Annotated in this window: 24 protein-coding genes; 11 read left to right on the top strand and 13 right to left on the bottom strand. The window is 57.0% G+C overall.

All coding sequences use genetic code 11. The features are described 5' to 3' along the window. Nucleotides 1-154: 154 nt before the first annotated feature. From AC6IY8_RS08585 to AC6IY8_RS08565, 5 genes are all read right to left on the bottom strand, one after another. Nucleotides 155-1,021: an undecaprenyl-diphosphate phosphatase gene (locus AC6IY8_RS08585; protein ID WP_497778380.1), complete on the bottom strand. Its 867-nt coding sequence runs from the start codon at nucleotides 1,019-1,021 to the stop codon at nucleotides 155-157. Nucleotides 1,022-1,072: 51 nt separating this feature from the next. Beyond that, entirely contained in the window at nucleotides 1,073-2,068 is a 996-nt protein-coding gene (locus tag AC6IY8_RS08580) for a tetratricopeptide repeat protein (protein WP_497778379.1), read from the bottom strand. After that, nucleotides 2,065-3,036 carry a threonine ammonia-lyase gene (locus tag AC6IY8_RS08575; protein ID WP_497778378.1) on the bottom strand — a complete coding sequence of 324 codons (972 nt, stop codon included), beginning with the start codon at nucleotides 3,034-3,036 and terminating at the stop codon, nucleotides 2,065-2,067. Before AC6IY8_RS08575 ends, AC6IY8_RS08580 begins: the two co-directional genes overlap by 4 nt. A 13-nt stretch (nucleotides 3,037-3,049) precedes the next feature. Then, nucleotides 3,050-4,270 carry an alpha/beta hydrolase family protein gene (locus AC6IY8_RS08570; RefSeq protein WP_497778377.1) on the bottom strand — a complete coding sequence of 407 codons (1,221 nt, stop codon included), beginning with the start codon at nucleotides 4,268-4,270 and terminating at the stop codon, nucleotides 3,050-3,052. A gap of 208 nt (nucleotides 4,271-4,478) precedes the next feature. Further along, nucleotides 4,479-6,149, bottom strand: a complete 1,671-nt coding sequence (locus AC6IY8_RS08565; protein ID WP_497778376.1) for a ribonuclease J — start codon at nucleotides 6,147-6,149, stop codon at nucleotides 4,479-4,481. On the opposite strand from AC6IY8_RS08565, the gene AC6IY8_RS08560 reads away from it, so the two are divergent. Further along, complete coding sequence (locus AC6IY8_RS08560) at nucleotides 6,148-7,002, top strand: EcsC family protein (RefSeq protein WP_497778375.1); 855 nt, start codon at nucleotides 6,148-6,150, stop codon at nucleotides 7,000-7,002. The two genes, AC6IY8_RS08565 and AC6IY8_RS08560, sit on opposite strands and share 2 nt — an antisense overlap. Before the next feature lie 6 nt (nucleotides 7,003-7,008). On the opposite strand, the gene AC6IY8_RS08555 is transcribed toward AC6IY8_RS08560, so the two are convergent. The 4 genes from AC6IY8_RS08555 to AC6IY8_RS08540 form a co-directional block, all read right to left on the bottom strand. After that, nucleotides 7,009-7,812 (bottom strand): tetratricopeptide repeat protein, encoded by an 804-nt coding sequence (locus AC6IY8_RS08555; protein ID WP_497778374.1) that lies wholly within the window; start codon nucleotides 7,810-7,812, stop codon nucleotides 7,009-7,011. A 132-nt stretch (nucleotides 7,813-7,944) separates the two neighbouring features. After that, complete coding sequence (locus AC6IY8_RS08550; protein ID WP_497778373.1) at nucleotides 7,945-10,554, bottom strand: transglycosylase domain-containing protein; 2,610 nt, start codon at nucleotides 10,552-10,554, stop codon at nucleotides 7,945-7,947. A gap of 196 nt (nucleotides 10,555-10,750) precedes the next feature. Beyond that, nucleotides 10,751-11,098, bottom strand: a complete 348-nt coding sequence (locus tag AC6IY8_RS08545; RefSeq protein WP_497778372.1) for a hypothetical protein — start codon at nucleotides 11,096-11,098, stop codon at nucleotides 10,751-10,753. A 10-nt stretch (nucleotides 11,099-11,108) separates the two neighbouring features. Then, entirely contained in the window at nucleotides 11,109-12,905 is a 1,797-nt protein-coding gene (locus AC6IY8_RS08540; RefSeq protein WP_497778371.1) for a proline--tRNA ligase, read from the bottom strand. Between the two features lie 318 nt (nucleotides 12,906-13,223). On the opposite strand from AC6IY8_RS08540, the gene metK reads away from it, so the two are divergent. Continuing rightward, the gene (gene metK / locus AC6IY8_RS08535) at nucleotides 13,224-14,399 is read left to right on the top strand and encodes a methionine adenosyltransferase (RefSeq protein WP_497778370.1); all 1,176 of its coding nucleotides are present in this window, start codon (nucleotides 13,224-13,226) and stop codon (nucleotides 14,397-14,399) included. A gap of 62 nt (nucleotides 14,400-14,461) precedes the next feature. Here metK and AC6IY8_RS08530 read toward each other — a convergent pair whose 3' ends face one another. After that, nucleotides 14,462-16,171 (bottom strand): SulP family inorganic anion transporter, encoded by a 1,710-nt coding sequence (locus tag AC6IY8_RS08530; protein ID WP_497778369.1) that lies wholly within the window; start codon nucleotides 16,169-16,171, stop codon nucleotides 14,462-14,464. Between the two features lie 132 nt (nucleotides 16,172-16,303). Between AC6IY8_RS08530 and AC6IY8_RS08525 the strand changes: the two genes are divergently transcribed. The 3 genes from AC6IY8_RS08525 (at nucleotide 16,304) to pstS (ending at nucleotide 18,431) form a co-directional block, all read left to right on the top strand. Next, nucleotides 16,304-16,861 carry a GNAT family N-acetyltransferase gene (locus AC6IY8_RS08525; protein WP_497778368.1) on the top strand — a complete coding sequence of 186 codons (558 nt, stop codon included), beginning with the start codon at nucleotides 16,304-16,306 and terminating at the stop codon, nucleotides 16,859-16,861. 50 nt (nucleotides 16,862-16,911) lie between these two features. Further along, the gene (locus tag AC6IY8_RS08520; RefSeq protein WP_497778367.1) at nucleotides 16,912-17,277 is read left to right on the top strand and encodes an MGMT family protein; all 366 of its coding nucleotides are present in this window, start codon (nucleotides 16,912-16,914) and stop codon (nucleotides 17,275-17,277) included. 68 nt (nucleotides 17,278-17,345) lie between these two features. Further along, nucleotides 17,346-18,431, top strand: a complete 1,086-nt coding sequence (pstS, locus tag AC6IY8_RS08515; RefSeq protein WP_497778366.1) for a phosphate ABC transporter substrate-binding protein PstS — start codon at nucleotides 17,346-17,348, stop codon at nucleotides 18,429-18,431. A gap of 171 nt (nucleotides 18,432-18,602) precedes the next feature. Here the strand turns inward: pstS and AC6IY8_RS08510 are convergent, their stop codons facing one another. Next, on the bottom strand, nucleotides 18,603-19,589 hold the full coding sequence (locus AC6IY8_RS08510) for a KpsF/GutQ family sugar-phosphate isomerase (RefSeq protein ID WP_497778365.1): 987 nt from the start codon (nucleotides 19,587-19,589) through the stop codon (nucleotides 18,603-18,605). A 101-nt stretch (nucleotides 19,590-19,690) separates the two neighbouring features. On the opposite strand from AC6IY8_RS08510, the gene AC6IY8_RS08505 reads away from it, so the two are divergent. After that, nucleotides 19,691-20,329 (top strand): acyloxyacyl hydrolase, encoded by a 639-nt coding sequence (locus tag AC6IY8_RS08505; RefSeq protein ID WP_497778364.1) that lies wholly within the window; start codon nucleotides 19,691-19,693, stop codon nucleotides 20,327-20,329. A 508-nt stretch (nucleotides 20,330-20,837) separates the two neighbouring features. Here AC6IY8_RS08505 and kdsA read toward each other — a convergent pair. Then, nucleotides 20,838-21,644, bottom strand: a complete 807-nt coding sequence (gene kdsA / locus AC6IY8_RS08500; protein WP_497778363.1) for a 3-deoxy-8-phosphooctulonate synthase — start codon at nucleotides 21,642-21,644, stop codon at nucleotides 20,838-20,840. Nucleotides 21,645-22,070: 426 nt separating this feature from the next. Between kdsA and bfr the strand changes: the two genes are divergently transcribed. The 3 genes from bfr (at nucleotide 22,071) to AC6IY8_RS08485 (ending at nucleotide 23,655) form a co-directional block, all read left to right on the top strand. Further along, nucleotides 22,071-22,538, top strand: coding sequence for a bacterioferritin (gene bfr, locus AC6IY8_RS08495; RefSeq protein ID WP_497778362.1), 468 nt, complete (start codon nucleotides 22,071-22,073; stop codon nucleotides 22,536-22,538). 265 nt (nucleotides 22,539-22,803) lie between these two features. Beyond that, a complete protein-coding gene (locus AC6IY8_RS08490) occupies nucleotides 22,804-23,238 on the top strand; it encodes a hypothetical protein (RefSeq protein WP_497778361.1) in 435 nt (144 codons plus the stop codon). 27 nt (nucleotides 23,239-23,265) lie between these two features. Beyond that, on the top strand, nucleotides 23,266-23,655 hold the full coding sequence (locus AC6IY8_RS08485) for a response regulator (RefSeq protein WP_497778360.1): 390 nt from the start codon (nucleotides 23,266-23,268) through the stop codon (nucleotides 23,653-23,655). 84 nt (nucleotides 23,656-23,739) lie between these two features. On the opposite strand, the gene AC6IY8_RS08480 is transcribed toward AC6IY8_RS08485, so the two are convergent. Beyond that, nucleotides 23,740-24,171 (bottom strand): YciI family protein, encoded by a 432-nt coding sequence (locus AC6IY8_RS08480; protein WP_497778359.1) that lies wholly within the window; start codon nucleotides 24,169-24,171, stop codon nucleotides 23,740-23,742. A gap of 66 nt (nucleotides 24,172-24,237) precedes the next feature. Between AC6IY8_RS08480 and AC6IY8_RS08475 the strand changes: the two genes are divergently transcribed. Further along, nucleotides 24,238-25,086, top strand: coding sequence for a protein-disulfide reductase DsbD domain-containing protein (locus tag AC6IY8_RS08475; RefSeq protein ID WP_497778358.1), 849 nt, complete (start codon nucleotides 24,238-24,240; stop codon nucleotides 25,084-25,086). Next, the gene (locus AC6IY8_RS08470; protein WP_497778357.1) at nucleotides 25,083-25,682 is read left to right on the top strand and encodes a thioredoxin family protein; all 600 of its coding nucleotides are present in this window, start codon (nucleotides 25,083-25,085) and stop codon (nucleotides 25,680-25,682) included. The genes AC6IY8_RS08475 and AC6IY8_RS08470 overlap by 4 nt, the downstream gene beginning before the upstream one ends. Nucleotides 25,683-25,696 lie beyond the last annotated feature (14 nt).

The following is a 25,696-nucleotide window of genomic DNA, read 5'->3' as shown; positions in this document are numbered from 1 at the left end:
GCGTGAAACTACGCCAAAACCCGTCCGATCAACGCCAGAGCTAGATCATTATGACGCAATCAGTGCGGAAAACGAATCCGAATCAGCTTACCCCGGTTATGAGAAGGATTCCCGGCGGGACGTTTCCTTACGCTCGACCCCGACGCCAGCTCGGCTATTTCAGAGCCCACCAGAGAACCGCACACCCGACCACGATCCGGTAAGCAGCGAAAGGCACGAAGCCTCTAGTGCGAACCCAGTTCATGAACCACGCGACCACGCCGTAGGCCACCACGAAGCTGACCGCAAATCCAATGCCCAGCGTGAGCCAGGATTGGCCATTCATGGCGAGATGACCGATTGCGGCAGGTTCGCCGTGGTGCGGTCGCACGCTCTTGAACAGGTCATAGCAGGTGGCGACCACCATTGTGGGGATCGACAGGAAGAACGAGAATTCAAGGGCCGACGCACGCGACATCGACGCCAGTTGTCCCGCGGCGATCGTTGACATCGAACGCGAGGTGCCGGGGAACACGGCGGAAAGCGTCTGACAGAGGCCGATCCACACAGCCTGTCCCAGCGACATTTCCTCGACATGGTCGGTGTTGTGCGCCAGTGCTCCACGCGAATACAGTGCATCGACCACCCACATGATGACGCCACCGATCAGCAGGGAAGAGCCCATGATCACCAGGCTTTCAAGATGCTTACCGATGATCTTCGTCAACAAAAATGCCGGTGCCGCCGTGCACAGAAACGCGATGACCACCAGTGTCAGGGGATGGGTCAGTACAGTGCGATTGCCACGCTCGCCGTTAGGAAATGTTGCTACGAATTTGGCGATGCGCGCCCGGAAGTAGATGGGCAGCGTCAAAATCGCGCCCAACTGGATGACAATGGCGAACATCTTCCAATAGCCATCGTCCAGAGCGATACCGAACAGAGACTCGCAGATACGAAGGTGAGCGGTGGAACTGACGGGAAGAAACTCGGTCAACCCCTCAACAATTCCGAGGACGAGGGCTAGAACATAGTTGTGCATGACTGTGTTTTGAGTGTATCAGCTCACAATGCGCGCGGTGAACGTTTTCGTTTATTCCACTGCCGATCCGTAAACAGGAACATCGTTTTGCGCAACGTAGAGCAGGCGTTCAGCTTTGGCATTCCATTCCGGGCTGCTGTTTTTCGATAGCGCCTTTTGCGCCGCAGCCACAGCACGCCGCTGCGCCTCAGGAATCTTCTTCGATTGCCCCTCGCCGTTGTATATCACCATGACGGCCGCCCAGCGCTCTGCCGCGTTGCAATAGGCTTCGGCTGCATTCGGGGAATTGGGATGCTCATTGGCGTACTTCTCGTAAACCTCAGCTTCCCGCTCCGGACACTTCGAGGCTCCCGCCCAGTCGCCGCACATCTTGTTTTCGAGCATTTCGAAGGCCGCCATGTCCGCCCATTTCGTCCCGGGGAACTTCTTCTGCACCATGCGCATTGCCTGCTCATCTATCGGCGTTCGGTCGTTGGGACTCATTGCCTTGTAGGAAGGGCGCGTTCGCATGTCTTCTTTGTCCAGTTGCCACTGTATATCGGCCGCGCGGAACAGCGCCTCACCGGCAAGAGGGGATTTTGGGAAGATGTCATAGACGCGATAGTAGAGTCGCTTGGCATCGCCTGCCGCGCCTTTGCGTCCGTGCGCCTGGCTGGCCTCTTCCTCGCAGGCCGCCGCTTCGCCGAAAAGAATCTCATCGCCCTTCGGAGTCTGGTCGCTGATATAACCCTTTTCCAGAATCCACCCGGTGACGTTGCGTTCGCCGGTAGCCTCAGGATCAGGGTTGTAGGGGGCATCCATCAGCGTGGCGATTACGTGAACCCAGCCCTTGGTGCGCTCCAGAACTACCGCTTCGCGACCCCGGTCAGCCGTAGCCAGTTTTGCGCTGGTCACGTCGGGAGCCACGTAGAGAATAGCCCGGCGAATGACGGTTCCGCGTTCGGTCGCCATCGCGACACTGCTCAGCGAGGCGCAAACCAGCAGGCACATCGAGAACGTACGCCAAAACACAAGTTTCGCAACCACGGGACGCGCCTTTGCAGTCATCGACTCTCCAGTACCTCAGCTATCTGCTGCGGATCGGCGTTTCCGCCGCTAATGATCGCCACTGTTTTCCGGCTTTCGGGCAGTTCGCTGCGATGGAACATCCATGCTGCCATGGTAACTGCGCCACTTGGTTCTGCTATGAGCCGCGCGCCGCTAATCACCTGCCGCATTGCCCGGCGAATCTCATCCTCGCCTACAGTGACGACTCCATCGAGGTAGTTTGTGAGATGCTCAAAGTTTGCCCGCCCGATGCTCTGAGTTCTCAGGCCGTCGGCAATCGTGCTGGCCGCCTGTTCGGCGGCTATCGCCACAATGCGGCCCTCGCGCAAGCTTTGCTGGGCGTCATTGGCAAGTGCAGGCTCAACGCCGATGACTTTTGCCCGGCTCCCGCGTAACTTTATGGCCGATGCCACACCGCTTGAGAGTCCTCCTCCGCCGATCGGCACAAGCACAAGGTCCACGTCTGGCGTATCTTCGAAGATTTCCAATCCCGCCGTGCCCTGACCAGCGATGATGTATTCATCATCGTACGGCGGAATCACAACATAGCCGTGTTCGGCGGCGAGTTGCAGAGCCTTCTCACGGCGCTCATCGCTGCCGCTGCCGACCATCACGATTTCTGCTCCCAGAGCCGCCGTGGCGTCGATTTTGACCTTCGGAGACGTACGCGGCATCACGATCACCGCCTTAGCGCCCAGCGCACGTGCGGCATAGGCCACGCCTTGCGCGTGGTTACCTGAGGAATACGTGATAACGCCTCGACCGCGCTCTTCTGCGCTCAGCGAGGCAATCTTGTTGTAGGCGCCGCGTATTTTGAAGCTGCCAATCGGCTGCAGGCTTTCGGGTTTCAAATAGAGCTGTTCATCTGCAGGGCCTGAGGCCGGACCAAAGTAGCGCACGAGAGGCGTGCGCACGGCAATGCCATTCAGTCGTTGCTGCGCCTGCTGCAAGTCTGTGAGTGTGATCATCGCGTGAATTGTCTTAGCTGTGCTGAGCGGTTGAAGTATCCAGTACGTCCAGCATTTGCTTCATCCAATGTATCAGCCGGACTTTGTCCATGGCGTTGGCGCCGCCAACTTCCACATGCCCGATAGCTGGAGAAATCAGTCTTGCTTTCAACACGCCCTTTGGCAGGTCGCGCTCCAGCCACAACGTTTCCGTCGGAGGCACCACGTTGTCCGACGCACCATGAAGCAACATGACGGGGACGTGGACATTGGACAAATAGTAGTGCGGTGAGGCCGCTTCCAACTCCGGTTGCACGCACGCCAGTGCGCGTTGCGTATCTTCCACCAGCGACTTCGTATTGTGATCGAAGAGCAATTCCATGCGCTCACGGCCCGGGCGGCTCAATTTCTCGGCCTCGGCGTGAGCCTCGGGTACGTCTTCCCACAGCAGCGTGCGGAGCGCCTTGCGTGCCTTTGGCACATCTCTTGGCGCGAAATACGCCGAAGCATGCGAATAGGCAGTTACCAGTGAGCCATACTCGTGTGCTTTCATCTTCAGCACGGTGCCATCGGGAGCCTTGGTCTCATCGGTTTCGAAGAACTCCAGCACGCGATTCAGGTCGTCATGCGCTCCAATTGCGATCACTCCTGATAGCTGCTGTTGAACCCGTTCATCGCTGGCAGCAATCAGCGACATGCCACCGGCAAAGCTAAGACCGAGCAGCGCCACCTTTGGAGCGCCGCTCCGCCGTGCCAGTTCATGCACAGAATCTCCGATTACAACAGCGGAATCCTTGGTGATGTTGTAATCGGCGAGATCGTCCACCTGCGGCGTCAGCACGAGATATCCATGAGAAGCGAGCGCCCGCGCAAACCGCTGCAATCGTGGCTCATTCATGCCCATGTGGTGCACGCCCGGGACAACTACGACAGGACTGGGATGTGCGATCCCGAGTGGTTGATAGATCCTTGCTCGCGCGGTGTGAGTCGTGGGAAATGTGATTTCCTCTTCGGTTACGGGATTCGAATCAAACCGCGACACCGCTGAGTCAGGCATGTCGGCGATGACCATCAGGATGGACGCTGCGCGCACGTGGTTATATACGGTCGGCGCAAGCGCAAGAACTAGAAGCGGGAAGAAGGACAGTATGACGAAGATCCGGGGAATGGGCCGGATGACTGGAGTCGGTGGTGCCGGCAGTGGCGCTGGACGCGCTACGGGTGCTAACGCCGGGGCTGCTGCAGCAGGAGACATACAATCGTTGTACTCTGCCTGCCCTCAACAAGGGAAGGCCCGCTCGTAAGTTTTTGCTCAGCTCACGGGCAAGGAAACCTTAGGTTCTGATGCAGGGAAAGTTCGCGCGATCTGCAGAAACAGCCAAAAAAGAAGGCGTACCAAGTTCGGCACACCTTCCCAACTCATATTGAGACACTTACTTTACCTAAACCGCGATACTTTGTACCTAGATTTCAACGATAACCGGAATAATCAACGGTCGCCGCGAGGTGTTTCGGTTGATATAACGCTTCAAATCGACCCGGATCTTTTCCTTGATCAACCCGTAGTCGGCGACCTCTTCCTTGGTTGAGTGTTCCAACGTCCGTCGCACCGTCCCTCGCGCCTCGTCCACGAATCCATTATCGTCGGGAGCACCGGCAAAGCCGCGCATCACGATCTCCGGAATGCCTTCGAGTTTTCCTGTCAGTTTGTTGATTGCGAGGATGGGCATGACGAAGCCGTCTTCGCTCAGGTGTTTGCGATCGCGGATAATGAGGTCTTCGACGATGTCTGAGTTTGAGCCCGAGTCGATGCAGACCCGTCCTACGGGAGCCTCGCCTACGCGCCGCGCTCCGAGCTCGTCGAACTCGAGGATGTCGCCTGTCTCGATCATGATGACGCTACCGACCGCTCCCTTCATTCCCGCGGCCAGCTCGGCATGACGTTTCAGTTGCCGATATTCACCGTGAACAGGTATGAAATACTGCGGCCGCACAAGGTTGATCAGCAGCTTTAGTTCTTCCTGGCTGGCGTGTCCGCTCACGTGCACCGGAGGCTTCGAGCCGTCGTCGTAAATCACCTTCGCGTCGCGGCGGAACAGGTGATCGATAACGCGGTAGATGCCTTTTTCGTTCCCCGGAATGACGCGCGAACTGAGAACAACCGTGTCTCCGGGCTCGATCTTGGCATGCCGGTGATTGTCAACCGCAGCACGAGACAGCGCGCTCATCGGTTCGCCCTGTGTGCCGCTGATCATCACCAGAACCTGCTCGGGCGGAAAATCGCGAATCTGCCCCGGAGAGATGAACGCCGAAGACGGCAGATTGATGTACCCCAGATCCTGGGCAATTTCCGTGGACTCGGTCAGGCTGCGGCCGACCAGCGCAATCTTGCGGTGGAACTGGTGCGCCATCTCGGTCGCCATCTTGATCCTGTGGATGGAGGACGAGAAGCACGATACGAACAGCCTTTTCTTCGCCTGTACAAATATCTCTTCAAATTTAGGTCTGACAGCCCGCTCGCTCGGCGTGTATCCGGGCCGCTCCACGTTGGTGGAGTCCTGCAATAGGGCCAGCACGCCCTCTTTGCCATATTCGGCAAAGGTGTGCAGATCAAACATCTTGTTATCCGTGGGCGTGGGATCGATTTTGAAGTCGCCGGTATGGATCAGCACGCCGAGAGGAGTATGTATGGCGAGCGAAACTGCATCCACCACCGAGTGGGTCACTTGAATGGGATGAATCGTAAACGGGCCGATCTGAAATCGCTTACCCGGCAGCATCTCGTTTAGCTCGGCATTATCGAGCAAGCCGTGCTCTTCCAGCTTGTCTTCCACATAGGCGAGCGTGAATTCCGTGCCGTAGATCGGCACGTTGAGCTCGGAGATGAGCCATGGAACACCTCCGATGTGGTCTTCGTGACCGTGCGTGAGCAGTACGCCGCGAACCTTGTCCCGATTTTCGGTGAGATAGGTGAGCGCGGGAACCACGATATCCACGCCAAGCAATTCGCCTTCAGGGAACATCATTCCCGCGTCGATGATGATGATGTCGTTATTCCAGCGAATGGCCATGCAGTTCATTCCGAACTCGCCCAGGCCACCGAGAGGTACTATGTGAAGCTTTCCAGCAGGCATGACCTTTGATGCTAGCACATACATACAGGGCGGCGGCGGACAGCTTGCCTCGCGTCCTGGTTATGCATCATTCCGGCGCGTGAATTCCCAACGTTTCATACGCCGCGAACGTCTGCATATGCCACCTTTTCGCTTCTTCCGCATCCGAATAGACTGGTGGCTTATGCGTGAAACAGTAGAGAACGATTCATGGGTGGCGCGGCGACTGGAGATGGCAGTCAGGTCGGCACTTAATCGCGCGTATCAGGGGGTGCGCGTCGATCCCGACGAGTACCTGATGGAGCTTCGGAGCGAGCATGCCGTGCCGGTAGCCAGCTATGAAGGATTGTTCTCGTTGCCTGTAACGGAACTCGATTCCATCGCGGCCCAGACCGTCCGCGGGGCGATGAAAATGGCCGGAGCGCAGGGAGCGGGCTTCGGGCTCGGCGGCTTCATAACCATAGTGCCTGACTTGGGGATCCTGGCTGCGATCACGATGCGCACGGTGCAGAAGCTCAGTCTCATCTACGGTTTCCAGTACAACACCGATGAGGAGGTTGCAGAACTCTGGATTGCCGCCGCCACCGCGGCCGGGGTTGACGTGAGCAAAGACCTCATCGAGCGAGCTGTACTTAAGAAGTTCGTGCAGCGGGTTATCGGGCGAATGGCGTCGCGTTTCAGTGCCGAGTTTGCAGAGAAGATGGTGGCCCGTGCCGTCCCAGTATTGAGCTCCGCGGTGGGAGCAGTGCTGAATTACTACTTCGTGCGAGCCTGGGGCAATCGCGCCCTGGCTCATTTCCGCGAACGGCACATGGAAGAACGCGCGCGTCGTTCCAACCAGACGATTCTGCTCCCGGCTTCGGGGTTGGAGTAATCGCGGTTAGCGAATTGCCACAGGGCGATCTTTCATCATCGCCTGGAAGCGCTCATCTTTCACGACCGAGGCGAACTCTTTCTCCTTGTACACTTCTTCGATTCGGGGATAGCCGTCCTCCATCGCGCTGCGCAGGAAATGCAGTGCGCGGTCGAGGTCTCCATTGGCGGCGAACAATCGAGCCATCACAAACGAAAACTGTGCGCGATCCTGCGGCGAACTCATGTGGGCGCTGATCCCGTTACGCGAAGCATGCTCGAAGAAAGATGGGTCGAGCTCGAAAGCCTTACGGTACTCAGCCATTCCGCGGTCAAACTGCTTGTTGTCCATCAGCGCAGCCGCAAGATTGTTATGGAAAGACGCGCTGTCAGACTTCAGTGAGATGGCGCGCTGATAGGTTCGGATCGCGTCATTGAGTTTGTGCCGCATATAGTAGCTCACGGCCAGGTTGTTCCAGGCTTCTGCCAAGCGCTTATTTTTGCGGACTGCTTTCTTTGCGGCTTTCTCGGCTTCTGCGGCATGCCTCAACTGCAGCTCAGCAATCGCGATCTTGTTGTAGTAATCGGCGGTGGCGTGCTTGCGAATGGCCTCGCGATAGCAGTCGATGGCGGCCAGAAAGTTTTTGGCTGCCCGCAGGCGGTCGCCCTCGGCATCCAGTTGCTCGGCGCTCATCGCGCGCATTTCTGGCAACGATGGCGCCACGGCGGGAACTACAGTAGCAATCTGCGCGGCGGGCGCGCTGGAATTCGGGCTCGTTGAATTCGCTTGCTGTCCGATTCCAGCATTGAGGCCAAAAGTGACAAGAAACAAGCAGCCGATTTGGAGCGAACCGAGAGCCATATCTCTACCCCCAGGCGGATCTGAAACTTACGTCCAGGAACTTGCTAGACGCGCCTGAGAATATTAGACCGATCTCGGCCTGATATTGTTCCTTTTTTCGCTTTATTTTCGATCTTTGTCCTTATCCTTGTCCTTGTCATCTCCAGAGCCGAAGATTCCTCCCAACTTGCCCCAGAACCCCTTCTTCTTCTCAGCTGGTTCGCCCTGAGCAGGTGGCTGTTGTCCCGCAACTGGTGCTCCCGGAGCCTGTCTGGGTTGATTTGGGGAAATCACGTGTCCGGGTTGGTTCACTGGCGGAGGAGGAGTAGGCGCGCCGCCGAAGATCTTCTGGAAGATGTTGCGCTGATCGGCGTGATCGCAGGTGTCTTTCGGTTCCGAGCCTTCCACGAATACGGAATTGTAGGCTTCTGGACAGCTCGCAGTTGCGAGCAGATTGGTCGCCTTGTCGAGAGTTACTGTGACAACTCCGGTAGGGGGTGTGAAGTCCTTCGTGTTGCTGTACTGAGGCAAGCGAACCGCCCGCTTCATGAACTCAGCCCAGATCGGCCCAGCAGTGGTTCCGCCTGCCAGTTTCAGATCGCTGTAGTCGTCGTAGCCAACCCACACTATGCAGAGCAGGTTTGAAGTGTATCCCGCAAACCAGGCGTCGTGAGAGGTGCCCGTCTTGCCGGCCGCGGGAGCTGTGAATCCTCTCGCGCGAACCGTGTAGCCAGTACCGTGATCGATCACGTTCTGCATCATGTTGGTGACGACGTAAGAGACACGAGGATCCAGCACTGGACGGCTGCCGTTGTGGAAGTCCTCTACCACGTCGCCGTTGGCGGCGCGCATGGAGTGAACCAGCAATGGATCCAATCTGACGCCGCCGTTTGCGAGCACCGTGTAGGCACCGGCCATCTCGACCGGGCTGGCATCGTAAGCTCCAAGCGCCGCAGCCGGAGTGGCTTTAACGCTTGCGATGCCGGCATTTCTTGCCAGCTCTGCAACTTTGTCGTAGCCAGTCATCTCAGCCATTCTCACGGTGGCATTGTTCAACGACATCTGCAGCGCGTAACGTGCGGTGACCTGCCCGTGGTACTCGTTCTTGTAATTACGCGGATCGTAAACCTTGCCATCGAATTCGAAAGTCGTTGGCGAGTCATCAAGCAGGGAAACCTGCGTAAACACCGGATCGGTGCCTTGCGCGGTGATCGCGGAATTCATGGCCGCGGCGTAGACGAATGGCTTGAAGATCGATCCCGTGGGCCGCTTTGCAATCGCATGGTTCAATTGGCTGAAGCCGTAATTGCGGCCGCCTACCAGAGCCAGCACTTCTCCTGTGTGCGGGTCGAGAGCTACGAGGGCAACCTGGGGAATCGGGCCTGAGACCTTCGTCTCCTGCACCTTCGCGTCCTTGCCTTTGCCGATTTTCACTCGCTTGGTGCGCTGCTTTGCGACCTGTTCATCAACAAGCTTGATGCCTTCGGAGACGGCTTCCGCCGCCGCATGTTGCAGGTCGGGATCAATCGTGGTGTAGATACGGTAAGCGTTCTCGTTGAGGTCCGACTCGGAGTGCTTGCTGGCGAGCGTGTCCTTCACCATGTCCACGAAGTACGGAGCATCGCTGGCTTCCACATTGGGGGGAGCCAGCTTTAGCGGAGTGGCCTTGGCCGCTTCACACTGCTGACGCGTGATGGCTCCGGTTTCAACCATCGAGTCCAGCACTACGTTTCGCCGTTCCAGTGCTTTTTCAGGGCGCTTGTACGGATTCCAGAGATTGTTTGGAGATTGAATCAATCCAGCTAGAAGCGCCGCCTCGGGGAGGGTGATCTCCTTAATGTCTTTGCCGAAGTACGAGCGTGCCGCCTCTCCAAAACCGGTAATGGAGAAAGATCCGCGCTGGCCCATGTATTCCTGATTGGCATACAACTCAAAGATCTGTTGCTTGTTGAACTTCTGTTCCAGTTCAATCGCAATCAGCATCTCGGTCGCTTTGCGCTTGAAGGTCTTCTCCTGAGTCAGGAAGAAGCCGCGCGACACCTGCATCGTGATCGTCGAACCGCCGCGTCTTCTGCCTGCTCCACGCACGTCGGTGACGAAGGAACCGATCAGGCTGACCCAGTTGATGCCGCTATGCTCGAAGAACTTGCGGTCTTCAATCGCCAGCACTGACTCCACCATAACCTTGGGAATGTCGTTGTAGCGCAGGATCTGCCGTTTTGTGCGCTCCTGGCCCTGGAAGAGCGCAGTGAGCAGCTCGGGCTCCAACTCGTAAGAATCGAGCGATGCCCCTGAGTTCGTTCCAACTCCGACGATACGATCCACCCGGCCATCAGAACCGACCATGATTCTGGCGCCATCGGTGGAGTGATAGGACTGCGGCCCCGGGCGCACTTCCACTCCGCCGTTGATCAGGCGGAAGGTGCCCATGGCAGAATCGGTGCCAGTATCAGCGTCAAGATAGCCTGCCCGGCGCAGCGTTGTTGCGATCTGCGAAGGCGTGAACTTGTCCCCCGGATGCACGGCAACAGGGCGCGCATAGATCTTTGCTGAATTCGAAAAGATCTGTCCGCTCATCCGCTTGGAGATGATCCGGTCATACCTCACGTAATAGAAAGCAAAGACTCCGAAGAAGCAGAGTGCGAGCAGGATGACGATGGCGACAGCAGCGCGAAGGATCGGAGTTCGCTTGCCAGTGGACGAGGAAGTCGGAATTTTCAGTTTGATGGCCACAGTGATGCTGTTCGTATTGTAAGACACCGGAGTGGCGCAAGAAAGCGGGTCTGCATTACACCGGCTCTAGAATGCTTCATTCAAGCAGATAAAGCTTGAATCACCAAGCGGAGGACTCAAGAACGGTAAGGGTTTAGCAAACGTGAAATAAGAAGGCCGGGCTGCATTCACCCGGCCTCTTTCATCGAACTCCAGCTCACCTCATCGGATTCTTGTTCCGGCTCGAGGTGTCGAAGTGAATATCAAACGGATAAAACGGAAGATCCACGTGGGCCGTGTATTTCGCCGAAATCATCAGCTCTGATCCGGTTCGCTGAATCGTTACCTGTTCAGGCGCAAGTGGCACATCGAAATCCTGTGCCTTTTGCGCAATTGATGAGGCAATCTCGGAATCGCTCTTGGTGCTATAGGTAGCATTGATCGACTGCTCGTCCAACAAACGTCCGAGACGATAATCACCCCAATACACGGGGAACAATCTGTAGGACACAAAGCCACCCACGAGGAGCAAAAGCAGACCAAAAATCGACTTCCACTCTCTCATGGGGCTTCTCCTATGCCTTTGGGTTGTAGAGACTAAGCAAATGCTTCACTGCATCCGCGACCTCAACTTCAGCCTTCTGGTTCTTTGCGCGTTCGAAAATCTCAACCTTGCCCTGCGCCAGGCTCTTGCCTACGTTCACACGATAGGGAATTCCGACCAGGTCAGCATCCTTAAACTTCACACCCGGCCTCTCATCGCGGTCATCGACTAGTACATCGTATCCGGCAGCTTCGAGTTCGGCAGCAATCTTCTCGGAAGCCTCAACCAGCGTGGCGTCTTTCACGTTCGTCGGCACCACTACCACGGTGAACGGCGCGATTGAGGGGGCAAGCCAGAAGCCGTTGTCATCGTGGTTCTGTTCAACACAGGACGTCAGGATGCGCTCGATACCGATCCCGTAGCTGCCCATGATGATCGTGACTTCCTTGCCGTCCTTGTCGAGAACCTTCGCACCCATCGACTCCGAATACTTATAGCCGAGCTTGAAGATGTGGCCAATCTCAACGGTCTTGCCCAGTCTCAGCGGTTCTCCGCAGCGTGGGCATCCTTCCCCTTCTACTACGCTGCGAAGATCGGCGTACCCGGTCACTTCGAAATCAGTGCCTACGTTCAGGCCGGTGAAGTGATGATCTACCTCATTAGCTCCGCCGACAAGGTTCCTTCTTCCACGCAGTGCCTCGTCCATCAGTACAATGAAGTGCTCTGCCTCTCCGGCGTAGCTCGACTTGCCATTGTCGGTGGCAAGTCGCACCTGCTTCAGTCCCACCGGTCCAAGATATCCGGCAGGCGAGCCAAAGTACTTGACGATCTCTTCTTCCTGCATCGGGCGGAACTCGCGTCCTCCGATTGCGCTGGAAAGCTTTGCTTCGTTCATCTGGTCGTTGCCGCGCATCAGCACCAACAGCGGACGATACACCGGAGCGCCTTTCGCCGAAGCACCGTCGGTCACGACATACGCCAGCGACTTCATGTTGTTGTTCACGGGAGTCTTCAGGAAGGCCGCAACCTCGTCGATGGTCTTCGTTCCCGGTGTGTGAACCTTTTCGCGCGCTCCGCTGGCGTTGGGCGCAAGCTCTTCGACTGCTTCCAGCTTGGAAGTTGCCTTCTCCAGGTTTGCCGCGTAGCCGCATTTTGCGCAGGAAGCAACGAGGTCTTCACCTGCATCGGTGTACACCATGAACTCCTGCGACTGCGATCCGCCCATCGAGCCAGAGTCCGCCTCGACGGCCACGAACTCGAGGCCGCAGCGCTTGAAGATGCGGCGATAGACGGCGTCGTGCAGATCGAAACTCTTGTCCAGACCCGCACGATCAATGTCGAACGAGTAGGAATCTTTCATCGTGAACTGGCGCACGCGCAGGAGTCCGCTCTTCGGACGTGGTTCGTCGCGGAACTTCGTCTGGATCTGGTACCAGATTTGCGGCAACTGCTTGTAGCTGCGCAGTTCCTTGCGCGCAATGTCGGTCATGACTTCTTCATGTGTCATGCCCAGGCACAGGTCGGCGCCCTTGCGATCCTTCAGGCGAAACATGTTGTCGCCCATCACTTCCCAGCGGCCACTTGCCTCCCAGACTTCGCGCGGATTCAGCGCAGGCAGGTAGAATTCCTGTCCGATCGTGTCCATCTCCTCGCGCACGATGTTCGTGATCTTGAGGATGGTTCTCTGCGCCAGAAATAGATACGAGTAGATCCCGGCCGACAGTTGACGGATGTATCCTGCGCGCACCAGGAACTTGTGGCTCGCAACTTCCGCGTCGGCGGGAGCTTCGCGAAGGGTGGGGATGAACAGCTTGGACCAGCGTTGCATAAGCTTAGACGATTCCCGTTTCTTGAAGTGTGAAAGCTGATTGTAACAAGCTACTCCGCTTGCGTCAGCGCCATTGGTAGCAGGAGAGACATGGGATCAGAGCAAAACTGAACTTCAACTCGCCCGGAGGAGGGCTGCTCGCCCACTCGCATCCTCGATCTCCCCATTTAACTCCTGATTTCTCCTTCGGGCTTATGCCGCATTGTTTTAGAAGAGTTCCGCACGGTACACTTTTCGAGAGCTATAGTCCGGATCTCGGCTTGCGGCACCCTCTCCTGTCCGAGACGTAAACGGGCCTGGCTTCTAGGAGGCTTTACATTGTCGTCCCATAACAAGTTTCTCTTCACGTCTGAGTCGGTGACCGAGGGGCATCCCGACAAAATCGCAGACCAGATTTCCGATGCAATCCTCGACGCCTGTTTGGAGCAGGATCCCTACAGTCGCGTGGCATGCGAGACCCTCACCTGCACCGGCCTCGTCGTTATTGCTGGCGAAATCACCACCAAAGCTTATGTCGATTTCCAGGAATTGGTACGCGGCGTAGTCAGCTCGATCGGGTATAACAACGCGCTGTACGGTTTCGACTCGAACACCTGCTCTGTCATTTCCAGCATCAACAAGCAGAGCGGCGACATCGCAATGGGTGTGGATACCGGCGGCGCTGGCGACCAGGGCATGATGTTCGGTTATGCCACCAACGAAACGCCCGAGTTGATGCCCACTCCGATTTCCCTCGCGCATAAGCTGGTGCTCAAGCTCACCGAAGTTCGCAAGAACGGGAAGCTTGCTTACCTGCGTCCAGACGGAAAGAGCCAGGTCACTGTCGAGTACGACGAAAGCGGCAAGCCGCTGCGCGTCGATGCCGTCGTGATCTCGACCCAGCATGCTGACTCGGTCACCACCGATCAGCTCCGCGCTGACATTCTCAAGTACGTCATTCAGTCCACCGTACCTGCCAACCTGCTGGATGAAAACACGAAGTATCACATCAACCCGACTGGCCGTTTCGTCGTTGGCGGACCGATGGGCGACACCGGCTTGACCGGCCGCAAGATCATCGTGGACACCTACGGCGGCATGGGCCGTCACGGTGGTGGCGCATTCAGCGGCAAGGACGCAACCAAGGTTGATCGCTCCGCTGCCTACATGGCGCGCTACATTGCCAAGAACATCGTCGCCGCCGGACTCGCCGACCGCGCCGAAGTTCAGCTCGCTTACGCCATCGGTGTTGCCGAGCCCGTCAGCGTGCTGGTTGAAACCTTCGGTACCGGTAAGCTGGATCGTGAAGCGCTGAGCGACCTGGTTCGCAAGAACTTCTCGCTGACTCCGAAGGGGATCATCGAGTCGCTAAACCTGCGCCGCCCGATCTTCCAGAAGACCGCCGCCTACGGCCACTTCGGCCGCAACGATGCGGACTTCACCTGGGAGAAGACGGACAAGGCAGACGCTCTTCGCGAAGCCGCCAAGGCCGTGAAGAAGGTTGCTGCGAACTAGCTGTCAATTCCTCAAACAGAAAAGGGCATCGCACACGCGATGCCCTTTTTGATTTGCCGTAATTACGATTCGGAGGGGAGAGCTGCCTGACGAACGCTTGCATCCTGCTCCATGATGGTTTTGGCACGATCCAATGCTTCCTGAATGTTGTTGCAGAGGTTGTCGGCACCAATGAGCTCTACAAAGGAAGGCTGGTGTAGAAGCCGTGAAGGTTGTTCCTTCGCGCCGCACAGCAAGAGATGACGACCGGATGCGCGCAGGCGTCCAGCGATATCTTCAATTTCGCCCAGTCCGGTCGAATCCAATGCGCTCATGCCACGCAGTCGAAGGACGACAATGGGTGGCAACGTTTCCAGCCGGTGCAGAATGATCTCCAGCTTTTGCGCGGCGCCAAACAGCAGCGCGCCTTGCACCGAGAAGACCTCAACGTAATCAGGAATGTGCTTGTCGTGCAGAACGTGGGGGCGTCCGGTGAGAATGTAGTCTTTCGTTACTGGTGAGACGGATGTAGTTTCAGCGACATTGCGGATGAATGTCAGTGCGGCGAGGATCATGCCGAACTCAACTGCCGTCGTTAGATCGGCGACCACCGTCAGCGCAAACGTGACGAACCAGACTGCAACCGCGGACTTGTTTACCTTGAGCAAACGCCATGTTTCCGCCCACTGGCCCATGTTGTAGCTCACGACGAAGAGGATCGACGCAAGGATCGCCATCGGTATAAAGCGAGCCAGAGGCGCTGCGAACAGCAACACTGCGAGCAACGTGAGGGCATGGATCATGCCTGAGACCGGAGTCTTTGCACCGGAGCGGATGTTCGTTGCAGTACGCGCAATCGCGCCCGTCGCTGGAAGTCCGCCGAACATTGGCGAAACGATATTCGCGACGCCCTGTGCCATGAGTTCCACGTTCGGATTATGTTTATCGCCGCTCATGTTGTCGGCTACCACGGCCGACATCAGCGACTCGATCGCGCCAAGCATTGCAATCGTTACGGCGGACGAAATCAGCGGCAGCACCAAGTTAGTGTGAAACTCAGGAATATCCAGATGCGGAAGTCCAGATGGGATTCCGCCGAAACGCGTGCCGATTGTCTCCACTGGAAGGTGAAGCAGAGTCGCAGCCGCAGTTCCCGCAACCATCGCAATGATGTAGCCGGGCACGCGCTTTGTCACTCGCGGCGTGAGCAGGATGATCGCCAGCGAAGCAATCGCCAGAGCAGTAGCGGGCAGCGAAATCGTGCTGGCGTGTTCGATCAATTCCTTCATTCGCGCGAAGAACTCGCCCGGATTGTGCTCTAGTCGAAGGCCGAAAAAGTCGCGAATCTGCGTGCTGGCGATGAGTACGGCGATGCCGTTGGTGAAGCCCATCACGACTGGGCGCGGAATGAATTGCACCGCTTTGCCTAGTCCGGTGATGCCCATGAATACCAGCATCACTCCGGCCATCATGGTGCAAAGAAAGAGCCCATGAACACCATGCTTGGCGAGGATCCCAGCGATGACCACGACAAACGCGCCGGTCGGTCCGCCGATCTGCATCTTCGAACCGCCGAGCGCAGAGATCAGGAAGCCGGTGACAACGGCACAATAAATACCAGCCTGCGGAGTAAGTCCCGATGCAATGGCAAACGCCATGGCGAGCGGCAAAGCAACTAATCCGACTGTGATCCCAGCCGCGAGGTCCGCGGCGAAGAGCTTTGCGGAATAGTCTTTGAGACAGATGATCGCCTTAGGAAGAAACTGTTTCAGCTGCAACTTCGATAATTCCATGTACTAACATTGTAGCTCTGGTGGCGACTCATTTGAACTCAGTGCAACCTCGTAGTGAGCAGCGCAGATTGTCCTCAGGCTCTTGATCACGCGCTTCTGTCCGGCGAGCGAAACTAGTATTCTTGATCGATTATGAAGACTTGGAAGGCCTTAACTCCTGAGACTTGGAATGATTTCGAAGCGCTGTTTGGCCCACGCGGTGCATGTGGCGGGTGCTGGTGCATGACGTGGCGCCTGTCGCGTGGGGAATTCAAGCAGAATGGCGGCGAAGGCAATCGCAAAGCGATTAAAGCGCTGGTAGATGAGGGACGCGAGCCGGGAGTGCTGCTATACCAGGAGGGCCGCGCAGTAGCATGGTGCGCCGTCGCTCCTCGCGAAGAGTACGCTCGTCTCGGCGCGTCGAAGGTATGGGCTCCGATTGACGATCAGAAAGTCTGGTCGATCACATGTTTCTTCATCGAAAAGACGGCGCGAGGGCAGGGGCTCTCGGTCGAAGTGCTGAACGCAGCAGTTGAGTTTGCACGTTCTCGCGGAGCCAAAATCGTGGAGGGGTATCCGCAGGAGTTAAAAGAGAAACTGCCTCCAGCGTTCGTGTGGATGGGCGTGCTGCCGATGTTTGAAAAAGCTGGATTCCACGAGGTCGTGCGACGATCGCCAAAGAAGCCCATTATGCGGAACATTGCAAGGTGAAAACAAAAGCCAACGCTTCTGGAGATAAACGAGACCCAGTAAAGACCAGTATGTTTCGCGACATGCTGCGGCAGGTCAGCAGAGTTCCGCGTGGAAAGGTTGCGACCTATGGCGATATCGCGTACGCCGCTGGATATCCGGGAGCAGCTAGGCAAGTCGCGTGGGCACTGCACACGCAAAGCACGGGATTGCCATGGCATCGCATCGTGGGTGCGGGTGGAAAGATTCTTCTGGCGGGCGAACATGGGTTTGAACAGCGTATGCATTTGCAGGCCGAGGGCGTTACGTTTCTCGGACTGAAAGTAAACATGGCCGCGCATCAGCATAGGTTCTTCACTGAAAAGAAATCCGCTAAGACAAAAGCGCGCAAGCCGGAGAGAGTTCCTTCCAAACAGAAACAACACACGCGGCTTTAACATTCTGTTCACACGATATTCATATACTGCTGCCTGAGAGCGGACGAGTTCCGCCTAGAAAGGCACCTATGAAGAGCGGCAAATGGATGTTGGCGTTCGCGACGTTGACTGTTGTGTGCGGGTTGGGATGCAATTCGAAATCTGGCTCCAGCGGAGTAGTTGCGAACAAGAGCAGTAATCCAAATCAGATCATTGGCGCCGGATCCACGTTCGTGTATCCCATCATGAGCAAGTGGATTGAAGGTTTTCAGCAGCAAAGCAATGGAGTTCAGATCAACTATCAATCTATCGGCTCGGGTGGCGGAATTCAGCAGTTGAAAAAAGGGCTTGTTGATTTTGGCGCGAGCGATGCGGCTCTGGATGATGAAGCATTGAAGGGAGCTGCGCCGATGCTGCAGATTCCTGAGAGTGCAGGGCCGGTGTGCATTACCTACAATCTGCCCGGGATCAACAAGCCGCTGCGATTGACATCGAAGGCGCTGGCTGGAATTTTTCTCGGTACGATCAAGTCGTGGAAAGATCCGGAGATCGTGAAAGCCAATGCTGGCGCGGCTTTGCCTAACACTCCGATCGTTGTTGCGCATCGCACAGAAGGCAGCGGAACTACGAACATCTTCACAACTTACTTGTCGGCAGTGAGTCCGGAGTGGCAACAGAAAGTGGGTAAAGGGACGAACGTGCAGTGGCCCGTGGGCTTGGGCGGCAAGGGTAGCGAAGGCGTGACAGGCATTGTGAAGCAATCTCCGGGCGCGATTGGTTATGTTGAGTTGACGTATGCGCTTGGAAACAATTTGCCGGTGGCTGAAATGCAAAATGCGGCAGGCAAGTTTGTTGCGCCCAGCGCGGAGAGCGCGTCAGCAGCGATTGCGGCGTATGCGGATAAGATTGCGGCAGATGTGAGGACGCCGATTGTGAATCCACCGGCGAGCGCGGCGGAGGCTTATCCGATCACGGGGTTGACGTTCCTCATGGTGACGAAGGATGGGGCGGACGCCGCGAAAAGAGCGGTTGTGAAGCGTTTCATCAAGTATGTGGTAACAGATGGACAGAAGCAGGCGAGCGGTTTGCACTACGCTCCGCTGCCGGATGCGCTGATCGCTCAGGATCAAAAACTGCTCGATCAGATGACCGGCGACGGAAAGCCGTTGCAATAGCGAATGTTCACTGTTTGATAAGGACGTGTGCGGCGTTGTCGAGAAAGTGGTAAACAGGCTGTGAGCAGAGGGAAGGATTCACTGGGAAGTTAATAGTTGCGCGCTCCGGGGTGGGCAGTGAGCTAATCCCGGAGCGCGCGATGTTTTTGAGCTAGTTTTTAGGTCGGCTGGCTAGACGAGCTCGACTCCCCAGAGGTCGTGGAGGTGGACGACGCCTTCGAGGCGATTTGCTTCACCGACGACCATGAGCGAAGTGATTTTCTTCTGCTCCATGATGTCCAGGGCTTGTGCGGCGAAGGCTTGCGCCTCAATGGTGCGCGGATGTGTGGTCATACATTGTGAGGCGGTGAGGTCGAGCACATCTTTGCCGCGGTGTTCGAGAAGGCGGCGAAGGTCGCCGTCACTGATGATACCGATGAGGGCGTCGTCTTCGATGACTGCGGTTACGCCGAGGCCCTTGCGTGACATTTCGTAGATGACTTCGATCATGGGCGTGGTGGGCGTGACACGCGGAATCGAGTCTCCGGTGTGCATGAGCTGCGAAACTCGAGCGAGGCGCTTGCCGAGTTTGCCGCCGGGATGAAGGTCGGCGAAGTCTTCGGCGCGGAAGCCACGGCGCTCGCTGAGAGCAACGGCCAGGGCGTCGCCGAGGGCGAGCATGGTGGTGGTGGAAGCCGTAGGCGCGAGTCCGAGGGAACAGGCCTCCTTATGGATGGAGCAGTCGAGCGCGACATCGGCGGCCTGCGCGAGTGTGGATGGCGGATGGCCGTTGGTCGGGTGCAGGGAATCGCAGGTGAAGCTGATGAGTGGAACTCCGAGGCGCTTGATGGTGGGCAGGAGTTCGAGGATCTCGGTGGTCTCGCCGGAAGCCGAAAGCGCGAGCACGAGGTCGCCGCGCATTACCATGCCGAGATCGCCGTGGAGCGCTTCGGCAGGATGCAGGTAAAGCGCGGGGGTTCCGGTGGAGGCGAAGGTGGCGGCGAGCTTGCGTCCGATGAGTCCACTCTTGCCCATGCCGGTGACGACGACGCGTCCGGCGCAGCAGAGGATGAGCTCGAGCGCGCGGTGGAAGTCGGCAGCCATGGGACCGGCGATACGATCCGCGAGGCGGCCCAGGGCCTCAGCTTCAATGCGAACTACCTTTTCAGCAGTGTCCATGATCAGGAAAAGTGTGCACCAGAATGCGAACCGCATGACGGTTGCATGTTTCTATTTTGAGACGCACAGGAGTTTACTGCTGGTTATCGTACCATGTGGGGATGAGAGATTGGTTTCGGGTATTGGCCGTAGTTGTGGGTCTTGGTGTGTCAATAACAGCGCAGACGAATGAGAGAGTAACGCTGAGGCGAGGTACGCAAGAGCTTGGAGTATGGGCGGGGTATTCGCCGAACTCCAATGTCGCCATTGGCCAGGCGACCAACCGGAAGTGGTTAGAACTGAATGGGCAGTATGCGATTACCTTCGCGACATGGCGGCAGCTGGCGTTGAAGTGCGTGGCTGAGGTGGAACCACTGACGCTGCTGAATGAGCCGACGGAATACTATTTCGACTCGCAACACAAGCTGCTTTATTCGCGTGCGGGGGCGACGACGTATGCCGGAGGCGTCACGCCGCTGGGGATGCAGTTGAATTTCCGCAATCGCAGGATGGTGCAGCCGTTTGTCGATGCGCATGGAGGAGTGCTGTACTTCACGCGGCAGGAGCCGGTGCCGAACTCTTCACAGTTCAACTTTACGTTCAACTTCGGTGGCGGGGTGCAGGTATTCAGTGGCAAGAGGTCGTCGGTGCTGGTGGGGTACAAGTACCATCACATCTCGAATAACGAGACGGCACAGAGGAATCCCGGGATTGATAACAATGAGGTGTATGCGGGGTGGGCGTGGAGGTGGAAGAGGTAGGGGTAAGGTTTCAGAGGTTTCAAGGTTTCACAAGTTTCGGTGAAGAGGGTGCTGGAAGGGAACTTTTGCCGAGTGGTGAAGGGGAGGTGGGGTAGGGGGCCTTCGCTTCGCTCAGGATGACACCGGAAAAGCAACGACAAGAACAAGGGCAACAGCAAGGGCAACAGCAAGGGCAACAGCAAGGGCAACAGCAAGGGCAACAGCAAGGGCAACAGCAAGGGCAACAGCAAGGGCAACAGCAAGGGCAACAGCAAGGGCAACAGAAGAACCTTTGGAGGGCGCTTCGCGCCTTCTTTATCAGATGCCACATGCGCTCGCCAAAAGAGGCGAGCGTATATGGGGCACCCGCGGCGCTCTGTTCGGCAATGGCGTGAAAGGTGGTGCACGTCGAATGTTTCGACGACTCGCGGTGCTCTGTTCGGAAAGAGCGTGAACAGTGGTGCACGCTTCATGGTTGCACCCGCGGTGCTCTGTTTGGCGGTGGCTTACGGGGGTGCGCACCCCGATGTCAAACGGCTATGGCGTGGCGGATGGCGAGGAGTTGCTGGAGGGTGGATTTGAGGTTGGCAAGCGGCAGAGCATTGGCTCCGTCGCTTTTTGCTTTTGCGGGGTTGTCGTGGACTTCCATGAAGATGCCGTCGATGCCGGCGGCTACGGCGGCGCGGCTGAGGACGGGGATGAACTGAGGCTGTCCTCCGGACTGCTCTCCCTGACTGGGAAGTTGGACGGAGTGAGTGGCGTCGAAGACTACGGGCGCGTATTCGCGCATGATGGCGAGCGAGCGCATGTCCACGACGAGATTGTGGTAGCCGAAACTGGCTCCGCGCTCGGTGAGAGAGACGCGGTCGTTGCCGCTTTCGCGGATCTTGGCGACGGCGTGGCGCATGTCCTGCGGAGCGACGAACTGGCCCTTTTTGACGTTGACGGCGCATCCGGTGCGGGCGGCGGCGATGAGCAGGTCGGTTTGACGGCAGAGGAATGCCGGGATTTGCAGGACGTCCACAACTTCTCCGGCGGCAGAGGCCTGCGAGGGTTCGTGAACATCGGTGAGAACAGGGACGCCGACCTTTTCGCGTACCTTGCGGAGGATGCGGAGTCCTTCGGCGACTCCCGGGCCGCGGAAACTGCTGAGGGATGTGCGGTTGGCTTTGTCGAAGCTGGCTTTGAAGATGTACGGGACGTGGAGTTCGCGGCAGATGAGGGAGATGGAGGTGGCCATGAGGAGAGCATGTTCCTCACTTTCAATGACACACGGGCCGGCAATGAGGAAAAGTTCGGGACCACCGATGGAGACGTTCTGGACGGAGAAGGGCATGGGGGAATTATAAAGTGGCGGCGGTGAGGTGGGGGAAGAGCAAGGTGCTTCGCTTCGCGAAGGGGTAGGAGTGGAAGGACAAGTTCAAAGCCAAGAACAAAAACAAGAACAAAAGCAGGAGCAACGGCAACATCAACGACAAAGGGGCAACAGAAAAACCTTTGGAGGGCGCTTTGCGCCCTCTTCGTTAGATCCCACATGCGCTTGCCAAAAGAGGCAAGCGTATATGGGGCAACCGCGGTGCTTAGCGCTTCGCTAACTTGCACGGAGTTCTCACCCGCGGTGCTTAGGTTCGCGGTGCGCGAGAAGGCGGTGCGCAAGCACTAATTTGGCGCGGTGCTTGGGGTGGGGTGGTGACGATTTGTGTGTGCGTCATGTAGGATAACTGTTCCGTTAAGCGGACGTATCCCCGGAGGAATACAGGCGATGAAGGGTAATGACAAGGTAATTGCCGTATTGAACGAGGCTCTGCAGGAAGAGTTATTGGCGATTAATCAATATTTTCTTCACGCGGAGATGTGCGAGAACTGGAAGTACGAAGAGCTCTCGAAATACATCAAAAAACAATCGATCGACGAGATGAAGCATGCAGAAAAGCTGATCGAGCGGATTCTGTTCCTGGATTCGACGCCCAATCTTAGCGGGCCGACGCAGCTGAATGTGGGCAAGAATGTAAAGGAGCAACTGGCCAGCGATCTGCAACTGGAACTGCAGGCGGTACAGCTCTACAACCGCGGAATCAAGATTGCGCGGGAAGAGTCAGACAACTCTACAGCCGATTTCCTCCAGAATATCCTGAAGGATGAAGAGCATCATGTGGACTGGCTGGAAGCACAGTTGCACCTGATCGAAGAAATTGGATACGAACGCTACCTTTCGGAGCAGATGAGCTAGGCTGCTGTCGATGAGCAAAGCCAAGAAAGAGGCCCGATCGGATAAGGGCCTCTTTTGTTTGAGGTCGGCTAATATTTCGCTGAACGAAACTCCGAACTGACGAGAGGACACTCAAGGAGTGCAGGGCGAACGAGGGCCAAAGTAACTGGGCATGAGACGAGCCGTGGCAGTAAATTTGCTCATCTATTTATTTGATGTTGCTGAAGATTTGAGTTGCTGCAGTTTACAGGTTCTGGTTGCTTTGCAGGGTTGAGGGAGGGGGCACGTGCAGGTACGACGTAAAAGAGAACGCAAGGTGCTGAAGGCTGTAGCCGCGGGCGTACTGGTTTGGATTGTGTCATCCATAGCGCAGATGGCGCTGATGCCGATTGACCACTCGACCATGGTCCGGCAGGTGATTGCCAACAGTATTGGTGGCCTGGTGACGGTGATTGTGACGCTCGCAATTCAACTGAATCACGAAGAAGTGCATTTTGAGGTTGCGCTGCAACGGGCGGCAATTGTGGCTGAGTTGAATCACCATGTCCGAAATGCTATTTTCCCGATGCATATCGCAGTGGAGCGACTGGGAGATGCGGACGCAAAAAGAATCGCCGACGAGGCTGTGGAGCGCATCAATATGGCATTGAAGGACGCCACGTCCGACGCGCTTTCGAGACGGGTGGATTACTCCGCGCCAGACGTCGAAACCCACGTTTAATAGAGCAAAATGCAAGATCGAGGAAGCATGCCATTTAACGCCTTGCTGGTGGATGACGACACCGCAGTTCTTGAAACGTTGAAGAGCATTTTTGAGACGCGGGACTTTAGTGTGTCCACGGCCATTTCTGCCGGCGATGCAGCGAAGCGCCTGAATCAACTCTCGTATGACCTGGTGGTGACGGACATGCGCATGGAGAGGGAGACCTCCGGGTTCGAAGTAGTTCGCCAGGCAAAGTCGCGGGAGAATCGGCCGGTGGTGATTATTCTCTCGGCGTATCCGATACCGGTTTCGGAGTGGCGAGGAGCAGGGGCGGACGGAATGTTCATGAAGGGCGGAGGTATTTTCCGCATCCTGGATGACATAGAACGGATGCTGCGGGCGAAGCAGAAATCTGCTGCCGCTGAACACGAATGAGGACATAGAGATTGGAAGGAATGCCGGACACCGTCGTCCGGCATTGTTGTTTTGGCAGGATGCTTGCTGTGCATCGCAGGGAAATTATTGCAAGCTGGATGGGTTATTTTTTCCCTGCAACTCGCGCCGAAGACGTTCCTCCTGCTCGCGCAACTCGGGCGTAACGGCATCACCAAAATCGGCGGCCTCGTAGATTTGACGGATCTCGACTTCGGCACCTCCGTCGAAGGGAGCGCGCTTGAGCCACTCGATGGCTTCGTCGAGAGAATTCAACTGCCATATCCAAAAGCCGGAAATGAGTTCGCCAGCAAAGGGACCGAGGGTGACGGCGCGCTGCGCTCCATCGAATCGGACGCGGGCGCCTTTGGAAGTTGGGTGCAGGCCTTCTCCGGCGAGCATGACACCTGCTTTCACAAGCTCTTCGTTGTACTTGCCCATCTTTTCGAAGAGAGAAGGGTCAGGAAGAGTGCCCGCTTCAGAGTTTCTATCGGCTTTGACCAGAATCATGAAACGCATGAGGTGTCCCCTGCTTGGTTGCGCCTATGTGTTCAGCTTCATCTAACCACCGTGGAGTTTGACGAAATGCGGGCGATTCTAGCTGCTTTTTTATTTTCAATTCTGATGACGGTGGCGTGTTCGCGAGGGAAGCAGGAGGTGCAGGCGACGGCTCCGCCCCCACATTCGCGGGCATCACTGGTGCTGGAACAGAAAGCGGCGAAGCCAGGCTCGCAGGTGAGGGTGGGAGTACAGATCGAGACGGATAAAGGGTGGCATACCTATTGGAAGAATCCGGGGGACTCGGGGGAGCCTCCGAGGATCAAGTGGCAGGTGCCGGAGGGAGTTGTCGTCGCACCGCTGGAGTGGCCAGCACCAGAACGAATGTCAAACGCGGCAGGAACGGATTATGGGTATGAGGGAACGACGGTGCTGCTGACTTCGCTGACGATTCCGGCGACGGTGAAGGCGGGGACGAATGTGGCGGTGGATGGGGAACTGAAGTATCTGGTGTGTCATGACGTTTGTATGCCGCAGAATGCGGAGCTAAAGGCGGATTTGAAAGTAGCGGGGGTGGGACAGAAAGATCAGGCAGCGGAAGGGACGCTGTGGGCAGCAGAGAGTCGGCTTCCGAAGCCGGCACCGGCGGGGATGCGAGTGAAGGTGGCGAATGCACAAGATGCATTGGAGCTGAGCTTTGCGGGAGACAAGAGCAAGCAGGCAATGTTTTTTCCGGAAGAGGCAGAAGTGATCGACAACGCGGCGGCGCAGGAGCGCAGAGATGCGGATGGGCTGATAAGGCTGGCGCTGAAGAAGTCAGATCATCTGAGGGGGGTTCCAGCACGTCTAAAGGGGGTGCTGGTGAATGGCGAGCAGGCGTATGAGGTGGATGTGCCGGTGAGTTCGAGTGTGGTGCAGAAGGAGAAGAAGGAATGAGGAAGCTCGGAATTGTGTTGCTGTTGATGGTGGTGGTGCAAGCGATGTTTGCGTTGCGCGTGGGAGAGGCGGCTCCGGGTTTCACGGCGTTGGACAGCCATGGGCAGAAGCACAGTCTTGGCGAGTATAAGGGGAAGTTTGTAGTGCTGGAGTGGACGAATCAGGGGTGTCCGTACACGCGGAAGCATTACGACAGCGGCAATATGCAGCGGCTTCAGAAGGAGTGGACGAGCAAGGGCGTGGTGTGGCTGACGGTGGTTTCGTCGGCTCCGGGAGAACAGGGGTACGTAACGGCGGAGCAGGAGAACGATTACACGAAGCGGATGAACGCCGCGCCAACGGCGGCGCTGCTGGATCCGAAGGGCGAGCTGGGGCATTTGTATGGGGCGAAGACGACGCCTCATATGTTTGTGATCAACCCGAGTGGGCAGTTGATTTATGAAGGAGCGATTGATGACAAGCCTACGACGGATGCTTCGGATGTGAATGGCGCGACGAACTATGTAACCGCGGCGTTGCAGCAGGCGATGGCAGGAAAGCCGGTGGCGACCAGCGCGACACGGGCGTATGGGTGTTCGGTGAAGTACGCGAAGTAGGGAGGGAAAGGCAA

This window comes from Koromonas soli, from assembly GCF_059726265.1.
Note: the sequence above shows the minus strand (reverse complement) of the source record. Positions and strands in the feature narration are given on the sequence as shown.

Excerpts from the sequence above, each read along its gene's own strand:
- AC6IY8_RS08525 (WP_497778368.1), top strand. The coding sequence starts at position 16,304 with ATGAAGACTTGGAAGGCCTTAACTCCTGAGACTTGGAATGATTTCGAA.
- AC6IY8_RS08510 (WP_497778365.1), bottom strand. The coding sequence starts at position 19,589 with ATGGACACTGCTGAAAAGGTAGTTCGCATTGAAGCTGAGGCCCTGGGC.
- AC6IY8_RS08570 (WP_497778377.1), bottom strand. The coding sequence starts at position 4,270 with ATGTCTCCTGCTGCAGCAGCCCCGGCGTTAGCACCCGTAGCGCGTCCA.
- AC6IY8_RS08485 (WP_497778360.1), top strand. The coding sequence starts at position 23,266 with ATGCCATTTAACGCCTTGCTGGTGGATGACGACACCGCAGTTCTTGAA.
- AC6IY8_RS08565 (WP_497778376.1), bottom strand. The coding sequence starts at position 6,149 with ATGCCTGCTGGAAAGCTTCACATAGTACCTCTCGGTGGCCTGGGCGAG.
- AC6IY8_RS08585 (WP_497778380.1), bottom strand. The coding sequence starts at position 1,021 with ATGCACAACTATGTTCTAGCCCTCGTCCTCGGAATTGTTGAGGGGTTG.
- kdsA (WP_497778363.1), bottom strand. The coding sequence starts at position 21,644 with ATGCCCTTCTCCGTCCAGAACGTCTCCATCGGTGGTCCCGAACTTTTC.
- AC6IY8_RS08575 (WP_497778378.1), bottom strand. The coding sequence starts at position 3,036 with ATGATCACACTCACAGACTTGCAGCAGGCGCAGCAACGACTGAATGGC.
- AC6IY8_RS08520 (WP_497778367.1), top strand. The coding sequence starts at position 16,912 with ATGTTTCGCGACATGCTGCGGCAGGTCAGCAGAGTTCCGCGTGGAAAG.
- pstS (WP_497778366.1), top strand. The coding sequence starts at position 17,346 with ATGAAGAGCGGCAAATGGATGTTGGCGTTCGCGACGTTGACTGTTGTG.
- AC6IY8_RS08540 (WP_497778371.1), bottom strand. The coding sequence starts at position 12,905 with ATGCAACGCTGGTCCAAGCTGTTCATCCCCACCCTTCGCGAAGCTCCC.
- AC6IY8_RS08580 (WP_497778379.1), bottom strand. The coding sequence starts at position 2,068 with ATGACTGCAAAGGCGCGTCCCGTGGTTGCGAAACTTGTGTTTTGGCGT.
- AC6IY8_RS08505 (WP_497778364.1), top strand. The coding sequence starts at position 19,691 with ATGAGAGATTGGTTTCGGGTATTGGCCGTAGTTGTGGGTCTTGGTGTG.
- bfr (WP_497778362.1), top strand. The coding sequence starts at position 22,071 with ATGAAGGGTAATGACAAGGTAATTGCCGTATTGAACGAGGCTCTGCAG.
- AC6IY8_RS08560 (WP_497778375.1), top strand. The coding sequence starts at position 6,148 with ATGACCTTTGATGCTAGCACATACATACAGGGCGGCGGCGGACAGCTT.
- AC6IY8_RS08530 (WP_497778369.1), bottom strand. The coding sequence starts at position 16,171 with ATGGAATTATCGAAGTTGCAGCTGAAACAGTTTCTTCCTAAGGCGATC.
- AC6IY8_RS08475 (WP_497778358.1), top strand. The coding sequence starts at position 24,238 with ATGCGGGCGATTCTAGCTGCTTTTTTATTTTCAATTCTGATGACGGTG.
- AC6IY8_RS08480 (WP_497778359.1), bottom strand. The coding sequence starts at position 24,171 with ATGCGTTTCATGATTCTGGTCAAAGCCGATAGAAACTCTGAAGCGGGC.
- AC6IY8_RS08470 (WP_497778357.1), top strand. The coding sequence starts at position 25,083 with ATGAGGAAGCTCGGAATTGTGTTGCTGTTGATGGTGGTGGTGCAAGCG.
- AC6IY8_RS08545 (WP_497778372.1), bottom strand. The coding sequence starts at position 11,098 with ATGAGAGAGTGGAAGTCGATTTTTGGTCTGCTTTTGCTCCTCGTGGGT.